Genomic DNA, 24,129 nt, shown 5'->3' with positions numbered 1-24,129 from the left:
CCTGGGCTGTATCAGACGATGGGGTCATGCACGGTCACCAGCTTGGTGCCATCGGGGAAGGTCGCCTCGACCTGCACGTCGTGGATCATTTCAGCGACGCCAGGCATAACTTGCTCATGGCTCAACACTTCACGGCCCAGGCTCATCAGCTCGGCCACCGTGCGGCCATCCCGGGCGCCCTCGAGCACGGCGGCACTGATCAGCGCCACCGCTTCCGGGTAGTTGAGTTTCAGGCCGCGGGCCAGGCGCCGCTCCGCCAGCAACGCGGCGGTGAACAGCAGCAGTTTGTCTTTCTCTCTTGGGGTCAGCTCCATGGCGCTTCTCTCAGGTAGCCCAGATACGCGGCGGGCATGCCGGCAGGCCGAGGACGGCCGGGCGCAAGGCATGCCAGAGGCGTTGCAAGGTGTGTTGCAGGTGTTGGTTGTCGTGGTCGAGCAGGCGGATGACCAGCAGCGAGCCGATCAGGGTGGCGCCAGCGGGGTTGTCCAACTCATCGAGCAAGGCCCGGACGTGGTCCAGCAGCGCAGGGTCCGCCGGGGCGGCGCAAAAGGTGGCAACCAAGGGATGCCCACCGAGCTTGCCTAATTGCCCGCCTTCGATGCGCAGGCGCTCGTACAGGCCTGGGTCATCGGGCATTTCGATGTGCAAGCGGCTGTCGAGGGCGCCGTGATCGAAGCGCTCATTCATCACCGGGCGGCCCAGGCACAGGGTTTCCCAGGCCAGCAACCGGGCGCCTGGCGCCAGGGTGAAGCGGCTGTCGAGGGTGGCACGGGCACCGGCGAAGAAAATGCTGTCTTGAGGCAGCCATTCCAGGGTGCTGTCGGCGGCCAGGTGAAAACGCTGGGCCAGCCGTGCGGTCGGGCCAATGCTGCGGTAGAACTTGCTCGCGCCGGGCATGGTCAGCAAGGCGTGGCTGCCAGGTTCAAGGTGGATGTCGAGTTCCAGCCGGTCACCGGCAACGATGCCGCCGGGCGGATGCAGCACATAGACATGGCACGGCGCGCCCTCGGGATAGAAAGGCCGCTGCACCAAAAGAGGTCCAAAATGCCGCCGCGCACCAAGGCGGGTCACACCGTCGCGCTGGGTGAAACGCAACTGCAGGAAGGCACTCCAGCCTGCATCGTCTTGTTGTTGTTCGATCTGCTCCGCGAGCGACATCCTGCGGCCCCTGATATCCGTGGCCTGGTGGCCGTTTAGAGGGCCAGGCAGGCGGCGCTTGAGGGCTGCCAGCCTGACCACTCGATCAAATTCTCAGGCTGGATATAGCAGGTTGCGGGCCAACTACGCAGGTGAACAAAAATGAAATCGTCAGTGCGACCGCTCTGGCATCGGGCACACAGGGGTGGCGCGCACAAAGCGAGGGCGCGCGAAGGCCCTGTTTCGGTGCCGGAATGTAATGAGCTTTGTTTTTTGTAGGAGCAGCCTTGTGCTGCGAAGAGGCCGGTGCAAGCAGTGGAGATTGCAGGTGCTTACACCGGCCTCTTCGCAGCACAAGGCTGCTCAGACAGCTATGCAGTGAGGCTTCAGTAATCGAAGCGGTCTACCGCCCGCCGCCGTTCGTTGTCATCTCGGCGGTCGTAACTGGCAGTGGTCTGGATATTGGCATGGTGCGCGAGCTTCTGGGCAATCGACAGGTCGTGCTCTTCAATAACCCGGGTGATGAATGCACGGCGAAAATCATGGGGCATGATCTTCACACCCACCTGGGCACCGCGTTGGCGCGCAATGTAGTAGATCGCATGCTTGGTGATGCGGGCGCGGGTAATGTGGTTGCCCCGGCGAATACGGTTGAACAGGAACGGGTCGTCCGCTGCCCCCTCCGGCAAATCGTTGCGACGCAGGTCTAGCCACGCCTGCAGCTTTTCGAACGCCCAAGGCGGCGCATACTTGATCAACTGCCGGTTGCCCTTGCCCAGTACCTGCAGGCTGCGAGCATCGAAGTCGACCTGGTCCAGGTCGATGTCGACCGACTCCGACTTGCGCATGCCGGTGCCGTACAGCAAGGCAATGATCGCCGCGTCGCGCACACCTTGCGGCCGAGGGTCGGCCGCGCACACGTCCATCAACTCACGGATCAGGCTGCGCCGCAGGTTGCGCCCCGGTGGCAGGCGGCTACCGGTCGCCGGCTTGACCTCGCGGATCCTCAACAGCTGCTCATGATCGATCAGGCCCTGGCGCCATGCCTCGTTCATCACCCCACGCACCGCATTCACATACAGCGACGAACTGTTAGGGGCGTAACCATCCTCGCGCAATGCCGCTACCAAGCCGATCACATGCCCAGGTTCAAGCAAGTGCCACGGTACATCGACAAGGTTGCAGTCGACGAAACCCAGCCGGTCGGCCGCGTCCTGAAGGATGTAGCGCATGGTTTGCTGGCTCGACGGCGCCAGGCGGGCCATGTACTGCAGCAGCGGGTTCTTCGAGAGATCGGTCACAACGTGAATCCTGTAGCGACGCTTGGACCGATACGGGGCCAGCCAAAGCGTGAAGCGAGTCTATTCGACATGAAAGCAAGCCCAAATGACAACGCATGGCCATTCGGGCTTGAAGCAGTGCCATCACCTTGATATTCAAGGGGTTTGAAGACGGCGCGGAGGGTAATGTTACCCCAACTGACGCCCGCATAACGAACCCAAGCCCGCCTACCCGTCCACAGTTTGACCAGCGGTGAACGGCGCCAAGGGCAGCGGCAAGCGTCACGCACCGCCCGACCGCCACCAACTGGGAAACATCTGCTGAACCCGCGGTTCGGCAAAACGTTCGTCGATCAGCACCAACACGCCTTGGTCCTGATCCCCCCGAATGACCCTGCCCGCCGCCTGAATGACCTTGCGCACGCCTGGGTAGAGGTAGGCGTAATCAAAGCCCGCGCCAAACTGGCGCCCCAGGCGCTGCTTGAACTGCTCGTTGACAGGGTTGACCTGGGGCAGCCCGAGGGTCGCGACAAACGCCCCGATCAAGCGCGTGCCGGGTAAATCGACCCCTTCCCCGAACGCGCCCCCCAGCACCGCAAAACCCACCCCGCAGCCATCCGCCACGAAGCGATCGAGAAATGCCTGACGCGCCTCTTCATCCATGCCTGCCGCCTGCGCCCACAGAGGGATGTCTGCATGCCGCTCTGCCAACAAGCCGGCCACCTGCTGCAGGTATTCGAAACTGCTGAAAAAGGCCAGGTAGTTACCGGGCATGCGCTGGTACTGCTCGGCGATCAGCGCGACGATTGGCGCCAGCGAAGCCTGGCGTTCTCGGTAACGGGTCGAGACCTGGCTGGCGATGCGTACTTCGAGTTGTTCGGCGCGAAACGGCGCTGCCACTTCCAGCCAAGCCGTGTCGGCCGGCATGCCGAGCAAGTCGCTGTAGAAATGCCGAGGGCTCAGCGTGGCGGAAAACAGCGTCACACTGCGCGCCGCCTGCATGCGTGGGGCCAGCAGCCGCGCCGGGGTGACATTGCGCAGGCACAGGGTGGCCAGGCGCCGCTTGCGCTGGCCTTCGCGCTGGCTGATGTCGAAGATGAAATGCTCGTCGAACAATTCAGCCACCCGGCTGAACTGCAACGCCTGGTAGAAGAACTGCAGCACCTGCGCATCTACCTCGGCTGGTGCCTGATTCATGCGCTCCTGGATCAGCCCGATGCACTGCTGCAGGGCGCGTAGGAAGGCCTCCGGCAACTGCTCGCTGGCCTGATACGGTGCACGCTGCTCTTTGTACAACGCGTTCCACTGCCGGTTGAGGCGGTCCAGCGCATGGGTGAGCCCTTGCGGTTTGCTCTGGCGCAAGGCGAGCAACTGGCTTTGATCGAGGCTGGCGCTGTACATGCCGCGACCGCGCTCGACCAGGTTGTGCGCTTCGTCCACTAGCACCCCCACCCGCCATTGGTTAGCCTGGGCCAAGCCGAACAGCAAGGCATGGGCATCGAAGTAATAGTTGTAATCAGCCACCACCAGGTCGACCCAGCGGGCCATTTCCTGGCCCAGGTAATAAGGGCAAACCTGATGCGCCAAGGCCACCTCGCGCAGGCTGGCACGGTCCAGCAACGGCACCCCTGCTGCAGCCTCGCGCGCGGCGGGCAGGCGGTCGTAGAAGCCTTGCGCCAACGGGCAGGACTCGCCATGGCAGGCTTTGTCGGGGTACTCGCAGGCCTTGTCGCGGGCGATCAGCTCCAAGGTGCGCAAGGCCGGTTGCGGCGTGGCATCGGTGATCTGGCGCATGGCATCGAGGGCCAGCGCACGGCCCGGCGTCTTGGCCGTCAGAAAGAACACTTTGTCGAGCTGCTGCGGCACCATCGCCTTGAGCAACGGGAACAAGGTGCCCAGGGTCTTGCCGATACCGGTACTGGCCTGGGCCATCAGGCAGCGGCCGGTGCTGACGGCCTTGTACAGGGTCTCGGCCAGTTGCCGCTGGCCCTGGCGGAATTGCGCATAGGGAAACCCCAGCGCCTGCAGATCGCGGTTACGCTCGGCCAGTCGGCCTTGCTGACGCTGCGCCCAAGCCAGAAAGCAGCGGCACTGGGTTTCGAAGAACGCTTGCAGCGCGGCAGCCGTGTGGTGCTCGCTGATCAGCGTCTGGCCATCGCTGTCCACGTCCAGGTACACCAGGGCCACTTCGATGGCCGGCAACTGCCGCGCTTGGCACATCAACCAGGCGTAGACCTTGGCCTGGGCCCAGTGCAGCTGGCGATGGTTGGCCGGCTGGCGCGCAAGGTCGCCGCGGTAGGTCTTTATCTCTTCCAAGCGGTTGCAATTGGGGTCGTAACCGTCGGCCCGGCCTCGCACCCGCAGGCTTTCAAACTGCCCCTCAAGGGCCACTTCCGACTCGTAATCAGCCGCACGCCGCGCCACTACCCGACGGTGCCCCTCGATGCCCTCCTGGGCCGTGGGCGACGGGGTGAAGCGCAGGTCCAGGTCGCCAACCTTGGCACTGAACTCGCACAGGGCACGCACCGCCACGCTGTAGCTCACGCCGCCTCGCTCCAGCGCACATGGCACACTGCAACGGGCAAACCTTGGGCACGGCAGAACTCTAGCCAGCGTAATTGGTTGTCTTGCAGGCGGTCGCCCGGCCCCTTGACCTCGACCATGCGGTAGCCGCCCTGCTCGGGCCAGAACTGGATCAGATCAGGCATCCCGGCGCGGTTGTTGCGGATGTCCTGCAACAGGCGCAGGAAGCACTGCTTCAGGTGCGCGGCAGGCAGGCAAGCCAGTGCCTGTTCGAGCAAGGCTTCGCTGAGCATCGGCCAGAACACGAACGGCGACTGCAGGCCGTGCTTGGCGGCGTAGCAATCGAGAATGGCCTGGCGGTGGCTACCCTCGTCGAGCCGCCCCAGGCAGCGGTCGAACAACGCACTGCGCCGTTGCTGGAAGTCGCTGTCGTGCAGGTCTTGTGGCGCGGCCTGGAACGGGTTGAAAAAGGCACCCGGTACCGGCGCGAAAATCGCCTCCCAGCACAACAGGCCGAACAAGCTGTTGAACAGTGTGTTTTCCACGTAATGAACCTGCCCGCCGGCCTCGGCCAAGTGCTGGCGCACAGCCTCCTCCACACCCAGGGCTGCGTGTTCACGCGGCAGCTCAACTTCGATCAAGTGCAGCGGCGCAGCACGCTGGCGACGTTGTGGCGGGCCGCCGAGTTTGCGGGCCAGGCGCGGCAGCATGCGTTCGAGCGCCTGCACCTCCAGCGCATTGGCCGGTGCCGCGGCCAGCTGCTGTGCCAGCGCATGGGCCTGCGGCCATTGTTCGCTACGTTCCAGTACACGCACCTGACGGATTCGCGCTTGCGCATGGCTGCACTGGCCGTAGACAGCCATGGCCTGGTCCCAGTCGCCCTGGCGCTCGCATTGCTGGCCCAGGGCAAACAGCAGGCGCGCATGACGCCGGGCCAACCAAGGGTTGTCACTGTGCAGCCCTGCCATCGCGCCCAGAATCGACAGCGGGTCATCGCCCTGCTCCAGCCGCTCGGCGCACTGGTGCAAGGCCATGGCCAGATCGACCTCGGCGCGATGGCGCAAGGCGCGGGAATCGGTGCTGAAAGGCACGTGCTCGTAGCGCAGCAAGCCCAGGTCGGCGAGCACGAAGTCCGACCAGTCCTGGTAAAGGTTGCCGAAGAACAACAGGCGCATGCGGTCACACAGCGGCTGCAGGCACCACTGGAAAATGCGCACGTCACTGCCGGGGAACCACGCCTGCAATGGCCTGGCCGTTAGCCCCAGGGGTTGAAGCTGTGCGAGCAAGTCGTGCTTGGCGGCGCGCGGCCGGCTCAATTGGGCGGCGAAGCACGATGCCAGTTCGTCCTTGCGCAGCAAGCTGAACAGCTGCTCCAGCTCCAGATGCGCAGGCTCCCGAACCCAACCCAACGCCTGCAACGGCTGCACGGCCAGCGCGGTATCGCCGATCTCGGCATAGGTCAGCTTGTCACTGCGAAACAGCTCGCCCTTGCGCATGACCATACGCACCATCAAGGCCTGCGCCGGCGCGTCCAATTGCGTAAACGCCTGGATGAACGCCAGCTCCTGGTCATCGAGCAGGTCGTCATAGCGCTGCTCGACCCATAGCAGCACCTGGCGGAAGTTGTGCAGGTAATAGAACGGGTCGTCGACAGAATGGGCGATCACGGGGCAAGGTCGGGCAGTGAATGTGGGTACTGGTTATACATACAGATACCCACACCTGACAAGTGCCGTAGGTCCAATTGCGCTGCCAGGCTGTGCGCGGGGCCTGGGTGTGGGACTTGGTTGTAGGAGCGGCCTTGCGTCGCGAAAGGGCCGCAAAGCGGCCCCGGCATTCTTCGTTGCAATACGAGAATTTGGGGCCGCTACGCAGCCCTTTCGCGACGCAAGGCCGCTCCTACAAGGGCCAATCCAGCGCTATTCGGTCACCCCAACCATCGGCCCCGCCTCGGCCTTGGCACTGCCGATCGGTGCCTTCAGCAGCAGGAAGTAAGCCACCGCCGAGCACAGTGCCACGATCGCGCTGATCATGAATGCCGTGTTGAACGAGCCCGAGTACTGGATGCTGAAGCCGGTGACGATCGGTGCCACGGAGCCCGCAATGTAGCCGCCGAAGTTCTGGATCGAGCCAAACGACGCCACCCGCGGGCTGTCGACGATGGTGTTGACGATCATCCACGCGGTGGCACTGGCCATGTTGATGCTGAACAGCGCCAGGCACAGCAGGACCACACAGCCGGTCAGGCCACTGACGAAGGACAGCGGCAAGGTGAACAGCGCCGCCAGCACCAGGCCGGTGATCACGCTGAATTTGCGACTGCCAAGAATGCTCATGCCGCGTTTGACCAGCAAGTCGCAGAAGCGCCCGGCGACGATCGTGCCCGCCGCGCCGAAGCCATAGGCCAGCGAAACCACCCAGGCAGTCTTGTACAGGTCCAGGCCGTGTTCACGCTCAAAGTAGCCGGGCAGCCAGGTTAGGTGCAGCCAGAGCATGTAGATCACGCCCATGAAGCCCAGTACCGCCCCCCAAGTGCTGCGGTGCTTGAACAAGTCGAGCCAACCCGCAAAGTACGACACCTTCGGCGCCTGTGGATTGGCCGCAGGCAGCGGCTGCTTGTACTCGGAAGGCAACGGTTTACCTTGCGCAGCGAGCTCAGCCAGGTACTGCGCCTTGCTCTTGTAGAAGCTCAACCAGCACACCGCCAGCACCACACCGATCAACCCGGTAATGATAAACATGCCGCGCCAGCCGAAATTGACCATGAACAGCGTCAGCAAGGGGGGCGCCAGGCATGGGCCAAGGCAGGTCGAGGACCAGACGATACCGGTCGGGGTGCCGCGTTCGTTGGCATCGAACCATTCCGACAAGGCCTTGGCCGCCGAAGGGAACATCGGCGCCTCGCCAATCCCCAGCAACACGCGCAAGCCCATGAAACCGGCAAAGCTGCTGACCATGCCAAAGGTGGCCTGGGCCACCGACCAGGCCAGCAACGAGGCGCCGAGGGCGATCTTGCTGCCCAGGCGGTCGATGATCATGCCCATCGGCAACTGGGCAAAGGCATAAGCAATGGAGAAGGCCGACAACAGAATGCCCATCTGCGAGGGGCTGATCATCATGTCTTTCTGGATCGAGGTGTTGGCGATCGACAGCGCACTACGGTCCAGGTAGTTGACGATGCCAATCAACAGCAGGAAGACAACGGTGAGGCGCTGATACTTCTTCATAGGGTTCATTGGGTGGCCTTTATTATTATTGTTGCGGCGCCTTCAGCGCCTTGGCGATCCGTCGGTCCTGTTGCGTTCATCCTTGGTGCGGCAACCCTCAAGGTTGACGCGCAGTTACCGCCGCCTCGAGCAGGCCGCGCCGGCTCAGGCTGTCGATCAGCGCACGCAGGCCGAAGCCCCACTGCGGCGCGAGGTCGCTGGTGGTGACACGGTTGCACAGGGTGCCCAGTTGCGCGTTGCTGATGGCGACCAAGTCGCCGGGCTTGTGGGTAAAACCGTTGCCTGGCTGGTCGCGGTCCTGCTTGGGCGCGAACAGGGTACCGAGAAACAGCACCAGGCCGTCGGGGTACTGGTGGTTTTCGTTGAGGGTCTGCTGCACCAGGTCCTGGGGGTCGCGGCTGATCTGGCGCATGGAGCTGCGGCCGGACAGGATGAAGCCGTCCTGGCCCTCGACACGCAGGTCCACTTCGGCGTTACGCACATCGTCCAGGCTGAAACTTTCGTCGAACAGGCGCAGCAATGGCCCCAACGAGGTGGAGGCGTTGTTGTCCTTGGCCTTGGACAGCAGCAAGGCACTGCGCCCCTCGAAATCGCGCAGGTTGACATCGTTGCCGAGCATGGCGCCCTTGATGCTGCCGTCGCTCGACACCGCCAGTACCACTTCCGGCTCCGGGTTGTTCCAGCTCGACTTGGGGTGGATACCGATGTCGGCACCATGCCCGACCGCCGACAGTGGCTGCGCCTTGGTGAAGACTTCGGCATCCGGGCCGATGCCCACCTCCAGGTATTGCGACCACAGGCCCTGCTCCACCAGGACCTTGCGCAGCGCTTCGGCCTGAGCAGAGCCCGGGATGATCTGCGAGAGGTCCGCACCGATCCGGCTGGCCAGGGTGTCGCGAATGGCATCGGCCTTGGCCGGGTCACCCTTGGCTTGCTCCTCCACCACTCGCTCCAGCAAGCTGGCGGCGAAGGTGACGCCGGCAGCCTTCACTGCTTGCAGGTCGATCGGTGCCAACAGCCAAGGCAAGCGCGCGTCACGTTGACCAGGGTCGCTGTTGGCCAGCAGCGCCGGCAACTCGATCAACGCGTCGGCCAATGGCAACGCACGCAGGTAGGCCACCGGGTCGGCCACCTCCAGCAGGGCCGAAACCGTCGCTACATGAGCACTGATATCGTGCACGGCGCCGGCTTTGACCAGCACCACGGCGGGGCCTTGATCCGGCAGCCAGACGCGCCCCACCCAACTGCCGGTGTCGAACACGGCAAGGTCGTGGCTTAGCGGCAGTGGCTGGTTGGCATTCGATTGGTCTGTCATGGGTGCACCCTTGTTGTCATTGTCATTCATTGGGAAAGCGCCTGCGAACGGGTCGCCAGCTGCAACTGCTCGGCCAGCCGGTCGAGGTCGTCGAGCACTGGCTGGGACAGGCTCAGGCCCTGAGCCAAGGCTTGCCGGCGCAACGCCAGGCCAGCTTGCCCAGGCAGGCGCACCGGGCGCTCGGGGTCTACCGGTCGGCTGGCCACGATCAACCGGCCAAGGAAGCTGGTTTCGTCGGTAAACGCTTGCAAGCCGCCGAAGAAGCGCGGGTCGATGACCACCGCGGTGGCCGACGCGCCCCACTGGTCCGGGGCGTCCTTGCGGCCATGGCCGGCCAATGCCGAGGTCAGTGCCTCGACCAGGATTGCCAGGGCAAAGCCCTTGTGGCCAAAGGCCTGACCCCCCAGTGGCAGAATGCTGCCCTGGGGCGTGGTGAAGAAGTCACGCGGGTCATCGCTCAGGTGGCCATCGTTGCTCATCAGCACCGGGTGCGGCAGCCGGCTGCCGGCATCACGGCACTGCCCGACCAGGCCGAGGGTCACCGTAGACATGCTCACGTCCAGCAGGATCGGCTCACCCTGGGTCGGTATGCCGGCGGCAATCGGGTTGGGCGTGAACACCGGGTCGACCCCACCATGGGCACAGACCAGCCCCACGGACGGGTCCGAGGAATACACCATGGCCACCAGGCCACGGTCGGTATAAGGCTTGAGGTAAGCCGCCAGGCAGCCAATGTGCGCAGCCCGGCGCACCACGGCAATGCCGATGCCCTGTGCGCTGGCACCTTTGGCCGCACACTCTAGGGCCCGGCTGACACAGTACGGGCCAAGTACGTAATGGCCGTCGAAAAGACTGGAAATGCCGCTGTCCGACACCTGCTCCAGCGCCTGAGCCTGCGCCTTCACCTGCCCGCTGAGCATACCGCCAATATAGCGGCTGACCAGGTTCAGGCCATGGGTGCGATGGCCCAGCAGTTCGCCTTCGAGCAATACCTGGGTCACCACCTGGGCGACCTCGGCATCGGCACCGGCTTTTTCAAACAGTTGCTCGACGAACCGGGTTAGCGCCTGCACGTCATACCGTTTGGTTTGCGTCATGCCTGTCACTCCACGGTCAGTTCAGGGCTGCGGTGCTGGGCTTGCCGTCCACCAGGCGCTGGATGCCCAGCGGGTTGGCGTTCTGCAAGGCGGCAGGCAGCAAGGCGTCAGGCACGTTCTGGTAGCACACCGGGCGCAGGAAGCGGTCGATGGCCAGGGTACCGACCGAAGTGCCGCGGGCGTCCGAAGTGGCCGGGTATGGGCCGCCGTGGACCATGGCATCGCACACCTCGACCCCGGTGGGGTAGCCATTGAGCAGTACGCGACCGACCTTCACTTCCAACGCACCCAGCAAGTAGCCGTAGGCCGCCAGGTCGGCATCGTCCGCCAGCAGCGTGGCGGTCAGTTGGCCGCGCAAGGCTGCCACCGCGCGCATAAGCTCGGCTTCATCGGCAACCTGAACCACCACCGTGCACGGGCCGAACACTTCTTCCTGAAGCAACTCGTCCTGCTCCAGCAGCAGGCTGACATCGGCTTCGAACAAGTGCGGTTGGGCCTGGTTACCGTGTTGCGCCTGGCCGCTCAACCGCTTGACCCCAGGGTGGGCAATCAAGGCCTGCAGGCCCTTGCCGTAGCTGCCCAGGGTGCCAGCGTTGAGCATGGTCTGCGGCGCTTGCTCTGCCATGTGCCCGGCCAACTGCTCGACAAAGGCACTGAACGCTGGGGAGCGAATGCCCAGGACCAAACCCGGGTTGGTGCAAAACTGGCCACAGCCCTGCACCACCGACGCGGTGAGGTCCTTGGCCAGTTGCGCACCGCGCGAGGCCAAGGCCTGGGGCAGCACCAGCACCGGGTTGATGCTCGACATTTCGGCGAACACCGGAATCGGCTGCGGCCGTGCCGCCGCCATGTCGCACAGCGCACGCCCACCCTTGAGCGACCCGGTAAACCCGACGGCCTGGATGCCGGGGTGCTTGACCAGGGCCTCGCCAACCCCGCCACCGAAGATCATGTTGAACACACCGGCTGGCATGTTCGTGCGTTCGGCAGCACGAACCAGTGCTTCAGCTACGCGTTCGGCAGTGGCCATGTGGCCGCTGTGGGCCTTGAAGACGACCGGGCAACCGGCCGCCAGGGCTGCTGCGGTATCGCCACCCGCTGTGGAGAACGCCAGCGGGAAATTGCTGGCGCCGAACACCGCCACCGGGCCCACACCGATGCGGTACTGGCGCAAGTCTGGGCGTGGCAACGGCGTGCGGGCAGGCAGGGCCTGGTCGATGCGGGCGCCATAGAAGTCGCCACGGCGCAGCACCTGGGCGAACAGGCGCATCTGCCCGCTGGTACGCCCCCGCTCGCCCAGGATCCGGGCAGTAGGCAGGGCCGTTTCCTGGCAGGTCAAGGCAATGAAGTCTTCGCCGAGGGCGTCGAGCTCGTCGGCAATGGCCTCCAGGAACTCGGCGCGGCGCACCGCTGGCAGGTTACGAAACAGCGGGAAAGCCGCCGAGGCCGCGCCCACAGCGTTGTCGACTTCGGCCAGGGTGGCCTGATAGAAACCGCCGGGCAGGCGCTCGCCGGTGTGGGCGTCGACGCTGTAGACCAGGGTCTGGCCCAGCGCGCTGCGCTGGCCGGCAATGAAGTTGTATCCGCTAACGTGCATAAAAGGTTGCCTCAAATTCGGAAGTGGGCTGTCGATCAGGTCACGGCGCCGATCTGCCAGGGCACGAACTCGTTCTGCCCGTAGCCGTGCTGTTCGCTTTTGCTGCGCGCGCCAGAGGCGATGCGCAGCATCTGTTCGAAGATGTACGCGCCACGCTCTTCGATGCTGGTGGAGCCATCGGCGATGCCACCGCAGTTGACGTCCATGTCCTCTTCCTGGTGCTCGAACACCCGGTTGTTGGTCGCCAGCTTGATCGACGGCGCCGGGGCGCAGCCGTAGGCCGAACCGCGGCCGGTGGTGAAGGCAATCAGGTTGGCGCCGCCTGCGACTTGGCCGGTGGCCGAGACCGGGTCGTAGCCCGGCGTGTCCATGAACACCAGCCCATGGGCGCGTACCGCTTCGGCGTACTGGTAGACGTCGACCAAGTTGCTGGAGCCGGCCTTGGCCACCGCACCCAGCGACTTCTCGAGGATGGTGGTCAGGCCGCCCGCCTTGTTGCCGGCCGACGGGTTATTGTTCAGTTCAGCGTTCATGCGCTGGCAGTAGTCTTCCCACCAGTGGATGCGCGCCACCAGCTTCTCGCCGACTTCACGGCTTACGGCACGACGGGTCAGCAGGTGCTCGGCGCCATAAATTTCGGGCGTTTCAGACAGAATCGCGGTGCCACCGGCCGCCACCAGGCGGTCGACGGCATTGCCCAACGCGGGGTTGGCGGTGATCCCCGAGTAGCCATCGGAGCCACCGCATTGCAGGCCAACGATCAAGTGGCGTGCGCTGACCGGCTCGCGTTCGACCTGGTTGGCTTGGGCCAATAGCGCCTTGACCTGCTCGATACCGGCGGCGATGGTCTTCGAGGTGCCGCCAATGCCTTGGATGGTGAAGGCGCGCAGTTGCGTGCTGGTGGTAAGCCCTTGGGTCTCCAGCAGGCTTTCGATCTGGTTGGTTTCACACCCCAGGCCGATGATCAGCACGGCCGCGAAATTGGGGTGTATGGCATAGCCGGCCAAGGTCCGACGCAACAGGCCCAGGGCTTCACCGGAAGGGTCTACTGCGCAGCCGGCACCGTGGGTCAAGGCCACCACGCCGTCGATGTTTGGGTAGTCGGCCAGCGCTTCGGGGTGGATGTCGCGGCGGAAATGGTCGGCCACGGCCCGGGCCACGGTCGCCGAACAGTTCACCGAGGTGAGAATGCCAATGTAGTTGCGGGTGGCTACCCGGCCATCGGCACGCACAATGCCCTGGAACACCGCCTCAGCGACTGGCGTGCTGCGGGCATCGACGCCAAAGGCATAGTCGCGGGCAAAATCACCCATCTGCACGTTGTGCACGTGAACATGGTCGCCGGCGTCGATGGCCTGTGAAGCAAAACCGATGATCTGGCCATAGCGGCGCAGGGGCTGGCCCTGCTCCACGCGCTGGGTGGCGACTTTATGGCCTGAGGGGATCGCCTGGCGCACGGTAATCGCTTCTGCGTCCAGGAACAGACCTTCAGGTAGTGCCTGGCGAGCGATGAGAACGTTGTCCAGCGGGTTGAGGCGGATGACGGCAAGGTCACCAGAGCGGGCAATCAGTTGCATGGGACCTCTCAGGGCGGTGCGGCTGACTTCTTGTTATGGCGTCGCCCGTTCGATACCGGGCGAATCTGCGACCACTGTAAGAAGCCTTGCGCAACATTCCCAATGAGATGATCCGATCACGCGATAACCCAGGGTTATCGATACCGTCTATCGGTGGTGTTTTATCAATCGCTTATAGTGCCCTGCGCGACACGTCGCTGCTGCGCGAAGTCGAGCAGAATCTCGACGAACGCGTGGGCCGACGGGGTCAGCGGCTCGTCCTTGCGGGTAACGATGCCGTACTCCAGCGCGGGCAGGTGCAAGGGGCTCTGCAGTTCCTTGAACTGGCCGCTGCTCAGCTGTGCGGCGACCATCGACCTAGGCAGCATCGCGATCATCGGGCCCGATTGCAGCAACTGCAGGAACATCGGCATCGAGATGGTCTCGACGCTGTCTGCCGGCGTGGCAATACCAGCCACCCTGAAGGCCTGTTCCAGGCGATTGCGAATTGGCGTGCCCACGGGGTAAAGCACCCAGGGCCACTCACCCAGTGCCTCCACCGGGGTGCTGGCCAGTGCATTGAGCGGGTGGCGGCTGTTGACCACCAGGCTGAAGGGCTCGGGCTCCAGGGGCTGATAGTCGAACAGCTGACTGAAGCGTTCTTCCGTGAAGCGGCCGATCATGATGTCGAGTTTGTTCTGCTCCAGCATGGCCAACAGGTGGTCGCTGGAGTGCTCGACCACTTCGATCGAGAGCAACGGGCTGCGTGCCTTGATGGCGGCAATGGCTTGAGGCAGCACCACGGGGGTGGCCGCAAAAATGCCACCCACGCGGATGAACCCGTGCCCGCCCTTGCGCAGCCGGTTGACCTGGTCGACAAACTGCTGCGAGTCGCCCAGCACCCCTTGGGCGTAGCGCACCACATACTCGCCAAGCTCGGTGGGCGGCATGCTGCGTGGCAGGCGCTCGAACAAGGCGAAGCCAAACTGTTCCTCCAGGTCACGCAGCATTTTGCTCAGCGCCGGCTGGCTGAGGTTCATCCGCGTAGCGGTGGCGTGCATGTTGCGGGTGCGCGCCAGGGTGTCGATCAGCACCAGGTGCTTGTAGCGGACCCAGTTGCAGAAGCTGGAATGGGTAATGTCCGACGGCATCAGAGGGCAACCTCGAAAAGGTGTAAAGGCAGGGCTATTGCGTGCGCAGGTACTGCAGCAACCTGTCCAGGGCCACGGAATTGGGGCGCGAGCGTAAGGTCAGCAAGCCCAGGTTGGCCATCGAGATCGGCAGCTCTACCGGCAGGATGGCGACCATGCCGTAGCGCGCATAATGCTCGGCCACATCGTTGGGCACCACCGCAATCATCTCGGACGCCTCCAACATCGCGGTGGTGGCCAGGATCGAGGCGGTCTCGACAATGTCCAGCGACTGCACCATGCCGCCCGCCTGCAAGGCACTTTCGACCCGGCGGCGCATGGGGCTGCCGATGGGGTGCAGGATCCAGGTCAGGGCCACCAGGTCGGCCAACTGCAACGCCTTGGCGTCGGCCAAGGGGTGGCCGGCGCGGGCGATGACGCGCATCTGCTCACCGCCCTCGAACAGTTCGATGTTCAGGTCCTGGCTGTCGCTCTGGTCGGGCAGGCGCCCGACCACCATGTCGAAATCACCGCGCAGCAGCGCCGGCAACAAGGTATCGCTGGTGCCGACTTCGAGCGAGATACGCACCTTAGGGTGATCGCGCTTGTAGGCCAGCACCGCCTTGGTCAGCAAACCGGGCACCGGCCCCATCACACTGCCCACCCGCACCAGGCCCAAGGCACCGCGCGCCAGTTCGGCGATCTGTGCCTGGGCATGTTCGAACTCGTGCAGCGCGTTCTGCGCGTAGCGAATCATCACCTCGCCATACAGCGTTGGCTGCATGCCACGCGGCAGGCGCTCGAACAGGCGCACGCCCAGGCGTTCTTCCAGTTGCTGCAGCAGCAGGCTGGCCGCCGGTTGCGTGGTGTGCATCGCAGTGGCGGCACGGCGCAGGTTGCCGAACTCGCCCAGGGCGTTGAGCAAGGTGATCTGGCGGCTGGAGATCTTCAATGTGCCAAGGTTTTGCGGCAGCGCTGGGCTGTCTGCGGGCATTTGAGACATATCAATTCCGATATCCCTACTTAGGAATTGGCGATTATGCCTATATCGCTCGACAACCTACAGTCGAGTCTCCCACTGCCTGACCAGAACAAGAGTCCGCCATGAGCATACGTATTACCCACCTGAGCGTCCGTGACATCCGCTTCCCGACTTCGCTGTCGCTGGACGGCTCCGACGCCATGAACAGCGCCCCTGACTACTCGGCCGCCTACGTCGTGCTGCACACCGACGCCGACGCCCTCGAAGGCCATGGCCTGACCTTCACCATCGGCCGCGGCAACGAGATCTGCGCGGCGGCGGTGCAGTCGCTGGCACCGATGATCGTCGGCCTGACCCTGGACGAAATCACCGCCGACATGGGTGCGTTCTGGCACCGTTTCACGGTGGGTGACAGCCAGTTGCGCTGGCTTGGCCCCGAGAAAGGCGTGATCCACCTGGCCACCGCCGCCATCATCAACGCCGTGTGGGACCTGTGGGCCAAGCACGAAGGCAAACCGGTGTGGAAGCTGCTGGCCGACATGACCCCAGAGCAACTGGTGCGCTGCCTGGACTTCAGCTACGTCACCGACGTGCTGACCCCCGAGGAAGCCATCGCCCTGCTCCGCCGCCAGGTGCCAGGCAAGGCCCAGCGCGAAGCGCAAATGCTGCGCGAAGGCTACCCCGGCTACACCACCGCCCCCGGCTGGCTCGGCTACAGCGAAGAAAAAATGCGCCACTTGGCCCGCGAAGCGGTCGCCGACGGCTGGACCCACATCAAGCAGAAAATCGGCGCCGACCTGGAAGAAGACATTCGCCGCGCCAGCATCCTGCGGGACGAAATCGGCTGGGAACGCACCCTGATGATGGACGCCAACCAGGTCTGGAGCGTCGATGAATCGGTGGCCAACATGCGCCGCCTGGCCGCCTTCGAGCCCCTGTGGATCGAAGAACCCACCAGCCCCGACGACATCCTCGGCCACGCAGCCATCCGCCAACGCATCGCGCCCATCGGCGTGGCCACCGGCGAGCACTGCCACAACCGGGTGATGTTCAAGCAGATGTTCCAGGCGGGCGCACTGGACTTCTGCCAGCTGGACGCGGCCCGGCTGGGTGGCCTGAACGAGGTGCTGATCGTGCTGTTGATGGCGGCCAAGTACGATGTGCCGGTCTGCCCGCATGGCGGCGGGGTCGGGCTGTGCGAATATGTGCAGAACATCGCCTTGTTCGACTACATCGCCGTTTCGGCATCGCTGCACAACCGGGTGCTGGAATACGTCGACCACCTGCACGAACACTTCCTCGACCCGGTGGTGATCCGTCGCGGCCGCTACATGCCGCCACAGCGCCCGGGCTACAGCATTGAAATGCACGCTGACACCCTGGAGCGCTACCAGTACCCCAACGGCGCGGTGTGGCTCGACATCAACCGTTCCTGACCTACCGACCTGGGTGTGCCGCCGCAAGCGCGGCACACCACCAGCACTTATCACGGGGAAAAAAACAATGACAATCCTCACCGGCACGACAGCGGCCACCGCGCCTGCCGTCGCTACCGAACAGCGCCTTAACGGCCTGTTGCTGCGCAAATTGATGCCACTGCTTATCGTCGTCTACGTGATGAGCTTCCTCGACCGCACCAACATCGCCTTGGCCAAGGCCAGCATGGGCATCGACCTGGGCCTGTCGGCGGCGGCCTACGGCCTGGGTGCCGGGCTGTTCTTCCTCACCTATGCCCTGGCCGAAGTGCCGAGCAACCTGATCATGCACCGGGTGGGCGCACGCTTTTGGATCACCCGCATCATGATCACCTGGGGCCTGCTGTCAGCGGGCATGGCGTTCGTCCAGGGGGAAACCTCGTTCTACATCATGCGCCTGCTGCTCGGGGTGGCTGAGGCCGGCCTGTTCCCCGGCGTCATGCTGTACCTGACGTACTGGTTCGACCGCGAACAGCGTGCGCGCGCCACTGGCTACTTCCTGTTGGGTGTGTGCCTGGCCAACATCCTCAGTGGGCCGCTGGGCGGCGCGCTGCTGGAAATGGACGGCGTGCTGGGCTGGCACGGCTGGCAATGGCTGTTCGTGCTTGAAGGCCTGCCTGCGGTGGCGCTGGCCTATGTGGTGTGGAAGAAGTTGCCCGATGGCCCCGCGTCGGCACCTTGGCTGTCCGCTGCCGATGCCCAGGACATCGAGCGTCGCCTGAGTGCCGAACGGGCTGCAGCGCCGCAACAGAGCAAGCTGGGGCAAATGTTTCGCGACAAGCAGATCTGGTTGGCGATTGCGGTGTATTTTGTGCACCAGATCACCATCTACACCGTGATCTTCTTCTTGCCAGGCATCATCGGCACCTATGCCGCGCTGTCGCCCTTCCAGGTCGGGTTGCTGACCTCGGTACCCTGGACCGCCGCCGCCATCGGCGCCGCCACATTCCCGCGCCTGGCGACCTCGCCCAGCCGTTGCCGTACCCTACTGTTCTTTGGTCTGCTGACCATGTCCGCCGGGTTGCTGCTTGCTTCGCTGTCCAACTCCTTCATTGGGCTGATCGGCTTTTCGTTGACCGCCTTGATGCTGTTCGTGGTGCAGTCGATCATCTTCGTCTTCCCGTCCAGCCGCCTGAGCGGTAACGCACTGGCGGCGGGCCTGGCGTTCGTCACCACCTGCGGCCTGTTTGGCGGGTTTGTCGGGCCGTCGGTGATGGGCCTGATCGAACAGGCCACCGGCAGTACCCGCAACGGCTTGTGGATCATTGCTGCGATGCTGGTGGTGGCGGCACTGATCAGCACCCGTTTGCGTCAGGGGCAGGAGCAGTAGCTCGCCCTCATTTCAAGTGCTGCGAGCCGCCCTGCCCTATTGGCCGGCCGCAGCGCAGTTCCAGCGCTTGAGCCAGTTTTTCCAGGGCCTGCTGCAACGCATCAGGATCCTCGCCCACCCAGGTCAGTGCCAGGTATTGCTGATGACGCACCTCCGCGCTGTGCTGCCCGCCTGGGACCACGCGCAGGGCGGTGCCTGACAACGCCGCTACCACGTCATCCAGTCGCAGCGGCCAGCGGGAGCGCAACCACAGGGTCCAGCCGCCCTCGGGCATGTCGAACGTCACGTGGTCGCCCAGCTCAAGCTTGAGTTGCCGGCTAAAGCACGCCATGCGCCGTTGCAGTTCTGCCCGCAGCCGCCCCAACTGGGTCTCGATTTCACCTTTGCCAAGCAGATAAGCAAGTGCCTGCAACCGCAACGGCGCCAGCTGAAACGCACGCTGGGCGAACGCCTCGGCCAAGCCGGCATGACGCCCCATCACATAGGCGTAAGGCGCTTCGCCCCCCACTGCGGCCTCGAACGACCCCATCACCAACAGCCAGCGTGGGTCGACCCAGTCGCGCAGGCGCGCATTCGGTGGCCCGCTGTAACACAGTTCGCTGTCCAGGTCGTTTTCCAGCAACCACACCGGGTGGTCGCCAAGCAGTTGGCCAATCTGCTGCTGGTCGTGCTGCGACATCAGCCTGCCCTGGGGCAGGCTGAGGCACGATGGCATGATCAGCATGCCCACCGGCTCGGCACTGAGCAGCCGTGCCAGCGCCTGCACATCCGCCGTGCCGCTGTTACTCAACGGTACCTCCAGCACGCGCATGCCACAGCGCTGCAAGGCGCGCAGCACCGGCCAGCAGCACGGCGATTGCACCAGCACGGTGGCGCCGCGCAAGGCCAACGCTGCCAGCAGCACCTCCACCAATGCCTGCACGTCAGGGGCAAGGTGCACCTCCTCGGCACGCCAGTAATGGCTGGAGGAACGGGTATAGCGCTCGGCCAACGCATTGCGCAGCCGAGCACCGCCGACCTCTTCCACCGGGGCGGTGCCACGCGCACGCTGACGTGCCAGGCGCCGCTCATGGGTAAACAGCGACCGCTCTAGCATCGAGTGAGCGGGCACATGCCATGGCCCAGCCACCGCTTGCACCGGCGAGCCGCCAGCGTGGGCGCGCACGAAGTAACCCGACCGCGGCACGCAATGCACACGGCCCTCATCCTCCAGCAAGCTGTAGGCGCTCTGCACAGTGGCCAGCGATACGCGCAAGCGCCGCGAAAGCGTGCGTAACGACGGCAAGCGCCATGGCTCACGGCCTTGTGCCTCATCGATCAGCGCTTCAAGGTAGCGGTACACCTTCCGATAGGCGTAATCGCCAGGTACCGATCGGCCCATCAGGGCAAGCCCTCAAAGGCGGGCCTTCCTGCAGCGGGCGGGCGCGGCAGCCACTTCAGGTGCACATCGCGGCGAGCCAGGTTGGCCATCAAGCGCCTCGACGACGGTTGCAGGCCCCCCTCATAGATCGCCCGCAACGGTACCAGCGCCAGGCCACTGGTGTTCACCAGCCAGTCCTTCACCGCCTCGGGGCACGGCTTACCCTGCAAGGCCCGGTGCAGGTAGGGCAACGCCACCAGCATGTCGGGATGACGGCACCTTAAAAAACGCTCAAGGCCTTTTCCCTGCCGGGCGAAAGGGCTGAACAACAGGCACACCAGTTGGGTCTGGCTGATGCCGTAGGGTTTGCCCAGGTGCGCAGAGGTTGGCTCGCGCTGCCCGCCGTCGCTGCTGGGGCTTGCCAAGCGTAATGCCGGCCGATGGACCAGCGGCTCGAGGCTGCGCGCACGCAAATCGTGCAGTTGCGCCACGGCCCGCGAATCGACAAAGGCCGCCAAGGGCCAGGCGTCCTGAGCCGCATCGAAGCAGCAGCCCAGCATGTGATCGAACTGCTCGTCCTCAAGCAGGTGTGGCAGCAGGTCGTCGATGGCGATCACGCGCAAGGGCGCCTCCTCGGTCGCCATGCTGCTTGAAGCATCCACGCGCTCCAGGGGTGAGCCGGCAACCCCATGTAACCTGCCCAGCCCGTTGGCCAATGCCGACAGGCACTGGTGCACGACGTGGGGGCCACGCTCCCCTGCAAGGCGCAGGCTCCGCCGCGCCCAGGCCAGGTAGCGGCGGCGCTGGCGTGCAGGTACGGCAGTAATCAGCACATCGGCCCGCGGCTGCGCCTGCAGCGCAAGGCCCACTGCGCCCGCCAACTCCAGGTGCAGCCGGCTGCCCAGCAGGGCTTCGGGCCTGGCATCGACCCCGTGGCCGAACATCAGCATGGCATTGCGCGCCAGTGCCCAGCGCTCCGGCGTAGCCGACAGCCGCCGGCTGAAAGGCACGACTTCGCAGCCTTCGGTCATCTGCAGTTGCACCCGCGGGTCATCCTGCATGAACAAGGCATTGAAGCTGCGTTCATGGTTTTCCAGCACGGTGTTGCCGGCAGCAGGCAGGTTGACCACCAGTACCCGCAACTGAAACGTCACAGGGGCACGCAAGGCGATACTCAACTGGGCGGCACGCAAGGTGGCCAACAGGTGGGCACTGCGCCGGTCAGCCCCTTGCAACACCAGCAAACGGAACGTGCCAATGTATTCGGGCCCACCGGCAGCCACCAGCAATCGCTGAATCAGCAACTGCAAGGAGGCACGTTGCGCCTGGGACATATGGCTCAACAAGCGCTCGAGCACTTGCTGGTAGATATAGTGCATCGCCTGATCGTGTATAGCGCCCACGTAATCACCTCATCAACTTCATGTATCCATCACACTGGCAACTGCAAACAGTGCAATGCGTCCTTCCTGAAGAAATTTCCTACAAACTACGGGAAATAATGACGTGACCTGCTCTGTCGCCAAGCCATCGAAAAAAATGCGCCGCACCGATGACCGGCCGCTGCCATACGCTGCCCTAACTCGGGCATAGCCATGCTCATTCCACGCTCCTTGCGCAAACTATCACTGGGCCATTATCGAGCGTTGGATATCGAATAGAAGATACAGATCAGCGTAAAAAAACCATTCAGCAAGCACGGGAATACACAATGGTCCGGGGACCACAAGTATTCAACTTGAATTTCCTTCCAAGATATTACGACAATAAAAAGCAAAGGCTTAAAATATGTAGTCTCCGTACTTTTTAATTGTAGGATGCGTCTGATTTTTTATGGATATAGCATTTGGGCATTGCACCCACCAACGCACAAAAAACCCGGGACGTTGCCCGGGTTCTTGTGGTCTTCAACGCCCCTTCAGGAAGGCTGTGCCATATCCAGTACCACCCGCCCGCCACACGGGCATTCATCCATGTGCCGATGCGCCTCGACCACCTGATCGAAGGGATACACCTTGATGATCTGCGGTTTCAGCAACTGATCGGCGGTGAACTGGTTGATATCCCGCAGCGCCCGCTGCAGCGCGACCTGGTCCTGGCTGATACCCAGCTCCGGCTTGCCGGTAAAGTTGCCGATACAGTGCACATAGAACTGGATGTTCTTCTGAAACGCCGCACAGGCCGGGAACGGTGTCTGGTTGCCGCCTTGCAGGCCGTACAGCACCAGGCTGCCACGGGGCGCGAGCACATCGCCGAGCAGCGACATCTGCGGCCCACCCATGCCATCGAGAACCATGTCCACGCCACGCCCGTCGGTGTATTTACCAACCTGCAGCAGCAGGTCCTGCTCCTCGGTGACAATCACCTTGTCCGCCCCCAGGCCCAACAGGTAGTCGCGCTGTTCAGGCTCCTTGGTGGCCGCAAACACCTTCAGCCCCAGCGCCTTGCCCAGTTGCACGAACGCAGGCCCGGCGCAGTGGCTAGCATCAGTCACCAACGCGGTTTGCCCTGCCTTGGCGCGGGCCAGGTCGACATACGCGAAGTAGGCAATCAGCAGCGGCGTGTAATGCACACTGGCCTCGATCGGCGTGAGGATAGCCGGGTAGCGGGTGATCGCTGTACGTGGCAGCACGATCACGTCCCCATAGACCGGGTGATCATTGGCGCTGGTGGCCGGGAAGCTGGCGACCCGGTCACCCACCGCAATATCCTCGACCCCTTCACCAACAGCTGTCACCACACCCGCCATCTCATGGCCGATCCCCGCCGGCAGGCGGGCTTGGGACGGTGCCAGGTTCTGACGCCAGAGCACGTCATACCAGCTGACGCCGATCGCCTCGACGCGGACCTGCACCTCGTCGGCGGCAGGCGACGGTTCGGCCTGCTCTTCGCAACGGAGCACATCGGCTGCACCGAACTTGTGGAAACGGATCATGCGGGACATCGCATACCTCGCCTTGTGAACCTCTATTACCACGGACTTTATCCGGGCTTTGGCCGTTAGACCATCAGTGGTCATTAATAGTCGACATGCTTGTCATCGATTGGGCACCTGACATTCATCTGAATTGGCCCCCGGAAATCGGTGCAGGGTAACAGCCTTTGGCCTTAAGATTCACCCCTGCCCCACTTTAGGCGAAGCGCACCGATGAATCGAAACGACCTGCGTCGTGTAGACCTCAACCTGCTGATCGTGTTCGAAACGCTGATGCACGAGCGTAGCGTGACCCGTGCTGCCGAGAAACTGTTCCTCGGCCAGCCCGCCATCAGCGCGGCCCTGTCGCGCCTGCGCAACCTGTTCGACGACCCCCTGTTCGTGCGCACCGGCCGCAGCATGGAGCCCTCGGCGCGGGCGCATGAAATCTTCGCCCTGCTCTCCCCGGCGCTGGACTCGATCTCTACCGCCGTCAGCCGCGCGGCCGAGTTCGACCCCGCTACCAGTAATGCTGTGTTCCGCATCGGCCTGTCGGACGACGCCGAATTCGCCTTGCTGCCGCAACTGCTCAAACGCATCCGTGCCGAAGCACCGGGTATCGTGCTGGTGGTACGCCGTGTCAACTACCTGCTGATGCCAACGCTGCTGGCCTCGGGGGAAATCTCGGTGGGCGTCAGCTACACCAGCGACCTGCCAGCCAATGCCAAGCGCAAGGTGCTGCGCCGCAGCAAGCCGAAACTGCTGCGCGCCGACAGTGTGCCCGGCAGCATCACCCTGGACGACTTCTGCGCCCGGCCGCACGCCCTGGTGTCGTTTGCCGGTGACCTGTCCGGTTTCATCGACGAAGCCCTGGACGAGATAGGCCGCAAGCGCCATGTGGTGCTCGCGGTACCGCAGTTCAATGGGCTGGGGAGTTTGCTGGCCGGTACCGACATTGTTGCCACGGTGCCGGATTACACGGCGGATGCGTTGACGGCTGCCGGGGGGTTGCGGGCTGAGGACCTGCCGATCGAGGTGCGCAGTTTCGAGCTGCACATGGCGTGGCGGGGGGCGCAGGATAATGATCCGGCGGAGCGGTGGTTGCGGTCGCGGATACAGATGTTCTTTGGCGATCCGGACAGTCTTTGATCAGAACGCCATGAAGGCAACAGTCCGGCCGGACAACTGCCATGGCACTCGCCGACG

Annotated in this window: 18 protein-coding genes; 3 read left to right on the top strand and 15 right to left on the bottom strand. The window is 63.9% G+C overall.

Going from position 1 to position 24,129, the window contains the following annotated elements:
• Window positions 1-11: 11 nt before the first annotated feature.
• The 12 genes from AB7M33_RS21870 to AB7M33_RS21815 all read right to left on the bottom strand — a co-directional run bounded on the left by AB7M33_RS21870 (window position 12) and on the right by AB7M33_RS21815 (window position 15,865).
• Window positions 12-314 (bottom strand): urease subunit gamma, encoded by a 303-nt coding sequence (locus tag AB7M33_RS21870; protein ID WP_027594759.1) that lies wholly within the window; start codon window positions 312-314, stop codon window positions 12-14.
• Window positions 315-324: 10 nt separating this feature from the next.
• Complete coding sequence (locus AB7M33_RS21865; protein ID WP_454243611.1) at window positions 325-1,158, bottom strand: urease accessory protein UreD; 834 nt, start codon at window positions 1,156-1,158, stop codon at window positions 325-327.
• A 365-nt stretch (window positions 1,159-1,523) separates the two neighbouring features.
• Window positions 1,524-2,438 (bottom strand): site-specific integrase, encoded by a 915-nt coding sequence (locus AB7M33_RS21860; protein ID WP_027594757.1) that lies wholly within the window; start codon window positions 2,436-2,438, stop codon window positions 1,524-1,526.
• 261 nt (window positions 2,439-2,699) lie between these two features.
• A complete protein-coding gene (locus AB7M33_RS21855) occupies window positions 2,700-4,961 on the bottom strand; it encodes an ATP-dependent DNA helicase (protein WP_454243610.1) in 2,262 nt (753 codons plus the stop codon).
• Window positions 4,958-6,607 (bottom strand): VRR-NUC domain-containing protein, encoded by a 1,650-nt coding sequence (locus tag AB7M33_RS21850; protein ID WP_454243609.1) that lies wholly within the window; start codon window positions 6,605-6,607, stop codon window positions 4,958-4,960. Before AB7M33_RS21850 ends, AB7M33_RS21855 begins: the two co-directional genes overlap by 4 nt.
• Before the next feature lie 252 nt (window positions 6,608-6,859).
• Complete coding sequence (locus tag AB7M33_RS21845; RefSeq protein ID WP_274883843.1) at window positions 6,860-8,167, bottom strand: MFS transporter; 1,308 nt, start codon at window positions 8,165-8,167, stop codon at window positions 6,860-6,862.
• A gap of 97 nt (window positions 8,168-8,264) precedes the next feature.
• Entirely contained in the window at window positions 8,265-9,482 is a 1,218-nt protein-coding gene (locus AB7M33_RS21840) for a fumarylacetoacetate hydrolase family protein (protein ID WP_027594754.1), read from the bottom strand.
• 26 nt (window positions 9,483-9,508) lie between these two features.
• Window positions 9,509-10,579 carry an Ldh family oxidoreductase gene (locus AB7M33_RS21835; RefSeq protein ID WP_265968107.1) on the bottom strand — a complete coding sequence of 357 codons (1,071 nt, stop codon included), beginning with the start codon at window positions 10,577-10,579 and terminating at the stop codon, window positions 9,509-9,511.
• Window positions 10,580-10,595: 16 nt separating this feature from the next.
• Entirely contained in the window at window positions 10,596-12,176 is a 1,581-nt protein-coding gene (locus AB7M33_RS21830) for an aldehyde dehydrogenase (NADP(+)) (protein WP_265968106.1), read from the bottom strand.
• Between the two features lie 35 nt (window positions 12,177-12,211).
• Window positions 12,212-13,753, bottom strand: a complete 1,542-nt coding sequence (locus tag AB7M33_RS21825; protein ID WP_454243608.1) for a UxaA family hydrolase — start codon at window positions 13,751-13,753, stop codon at window positions 12,212-12,214.
• 164 nt (window positions 13,754-13,917) lie between these two features.
• Complete coding sequence (locus AB7M33_RS21820) at window positions 13,918-14,883, bottom strand: LysR family transcriptional regulator (protein ID WP_099429551.1); 966 nt, start codon at window positions 14,881-14,883, stop codon at window positions 13,918-13,920.
• 34 nt (window positions 14,884-14,917) lie between these two features.
• On the bottom strand, window positions 14,918-15,865 hold the full coding sequence (locus AB7M33_RS21815) for a LysR family transcriptional regulator (protein ID WP_099429552.1): 948 nt from the start codon (window positions 15,863-15,865) through the stop codon (window positions 14,918-14,920).
• Window positions 15,866-15,966: 101 nt separating this feature from the next.
• On the opposite strand from AB7M33_RS21815, the gene AB7M33_RS21810 reads away from it, so the two are divergent.
• Both AB7M33_RS21810 and AB7M33_RS21805 read left to right on the top strand, forming a co-directional pair.
• The gene (locus AB7M33_RS21810) at window positions 15,967-17,280 is read left to right on the top strand and encodes an L-fuconate dehydratase (RefSeq protein WP_454243607.1); all 1,314 of its coding nucleotides are present in this window, start codon (window positions 15,967-15,969) and stop codon (window positions 17,278-17,280) included.
• A 67-nt stretch (window positions 17,281-17,347) separates the two neighbouring features.
• The gene (locus AB7M33_RS21805; RefSeq protein ID WP_454243606.1) at window positions 17,348-18,649 is read left to right on the top strand and encodes an MFS transporter; all 1,302 of its coding nucleotides are present in this window, start codon (window positions 17,348-17,350) and stop codon (window positions 18,647-18,649) included.
• A gap of 7 nt (window positions 18,650-18,656) precedes the next feature.
• Here AB7M33_RS21805 and AB7M33_RS21800 read toward each other — a convergent pair whose 3' ends face one another.
• From AB7M33_RS21800 to AB7M33_RS21790, 3 genes are all read right to left on the bottom strand, one after another.
• Window positions 18,657-20,030 (bottom strand): GntR family transcriptional regulator, encoded by a 1,374-nt coding sequence (locus tag AB7M33_RS21800; protein WP_454243605.1) that lies wholly within the window; start codon window positions 20,028-20,030, stop codon window positions 18,657-18,659.
• Entirely contained in the window at window positions 20,030-21,412 is a 1,383-nt protein-coding gene (locus tag AB7M33_RS21795; protein WP_085273503.1) for a hypothetical protein, read from the bottom strand. Before AB7M33_RS21795 ends, AB7M33_RS21800 begins: the two co-directional genes overlap by 1 nt.
• A 515-nt stretch (window positions 21,413-21,927) precedes the next feature.
• The gene (locus AB7M33_RS21790) at window positions 21,928-22,953 is read right to left on the bottom strand and encodes a zinc-dependent alcohol dehydrogenase family protein (protein ID WP_454243604.1); all 1,026 of its coding nucleotides are present in this window, start codon (window positions 22,951-22,953) and stop codon (window positions 21,928-21,930) included.
• Between the two features lie 204 nt (window positions 22,954-23,157).
• Here AB7M33_RS21790 and AB7M33_RS21785 point away from each other — a divergent pair, with 204 nt between their 5' ends.
• Window positions 23,158-24,072 carry a LysR family transcriptional regulator gene (locus AB7M33_RS21785; protein ID WP_027594743.1) on the top strand — a complete coding sequence of 305 codons (915 nt, stop codon included), beginning with the start codon at window positions 23,158-23,160 and terminating at the stop codon, window positions 24,070-24,072.
• The last annotated feature ends 57 nt before the right edge of the window (window positions 24,073-24,129 follow it).

The organism is Pseudomonas sp. Y3 TE3536 (genome assembly GCF_053629175.1).
This window is presented reverse-complemented; position numbering and strand designations above follow the sequence as displayed.

Bases quoted from the DNA above. Each gene is read 5' to 3' on its own strand.
- AB7M33_RS21870 (WP_027594759.1), bottom strand. From the start codon at position 314: ATGGAGCTGACCCCAAGAGAGAAAGACAAACTGCTGCTGTTCACCGCC.
- AB7M33_RS21865 (WP_454243611.1), bottom strand. From the start codon at position 1,158: ATGTCGCTCGCGGAGCAGATCGAACAACAACAAGACGATGCAGGCTGG.
- AB7M33_RS21845 (WP_274883843.1), bottom strand. From the start codon at position 8,167: ATGAAGAAGTATCAGCGCCTCACCGTTGTCTTCCTGCTGTTGATTGGC.
- AB7M33_RS21840 (WP_027594754.1), bottom strand. From the start codon at position 9,482: ATGACAGACCAATCGAATGCCAACCAGCCACTGCCGCTAAGCCACGAC.
- AB7M33_RS21835 (WP_265968107.1), bottom strand. From the start codon at position 10,579: ATGACGCAAACCAAACGGTATGACGTGCAGGCGCTAACCCGGTTCGTC.
- AB7M33_RS21830 (WP_265968106.1), bottom strand. From the start codon at position 12,176: ATGCACGTTAGCGGATACAACTTCATTGCCGGCCAGCGCAGCGCGCTG.
- AB7M33_RS21825 (WP_454243608.1), bottom strand. From the start codon at position 13,753: ATGCAACTGATTGCCCGCTCTGGTGACCTTGCCGTCATCCGCCTCAAC.
- AB7M33_RS21820 (WP_099429551.1), bottom strand. From the start codon at position 14,883: ATGCCGTCGGACATTACCCATTCCAGCTTCTGCAACTGGGTCCGCTAC.
- AB7M33_RS21815 (WP_099429552.1), bottom strand. From the start codon at position 15,865: ATGTCTCAAATGCCCGCAGACAGCCCAGCGCTGCCGCAAAACCTTGGC.
- AB7M33_RS21810 (WP_454243607.1), top strand. From the start codon at position 15,967: ATGAGCATACGTATTACCCACCTGAGCGTCCGTGACATCCGCTTCCCG.
- AB7M33_RS21805 (WP_454243606.1), top strand. From the start codon at position 17,348: ATGACAATCCTCACCGGCACGACAGCGGCCACCGCGCCTGCCGTCGCT.
- AB7M33_RS21800 (WP_454243605.1), bottom strand. From the start codon at position 20,030: ATGGGCCGATCGGTACCTGGCGATTACGCCTATCGGAAGGTGTACCGC.
- AB7M33_RS21790 (WP_454243604.1), bottom strand. From the start codon at position 22,953: ATGTCCCGCATGATCCGTTTCCACAAGTTCGGTGCAGCCGATGTGCTC.
- AB7M33_RS21785 (WP_027594743.1), top strand. From the start codon at position 23,158: ATGAATCGAAACGACCTGCGTCGTGTAGACCTCAACCTGCTGATCGTG.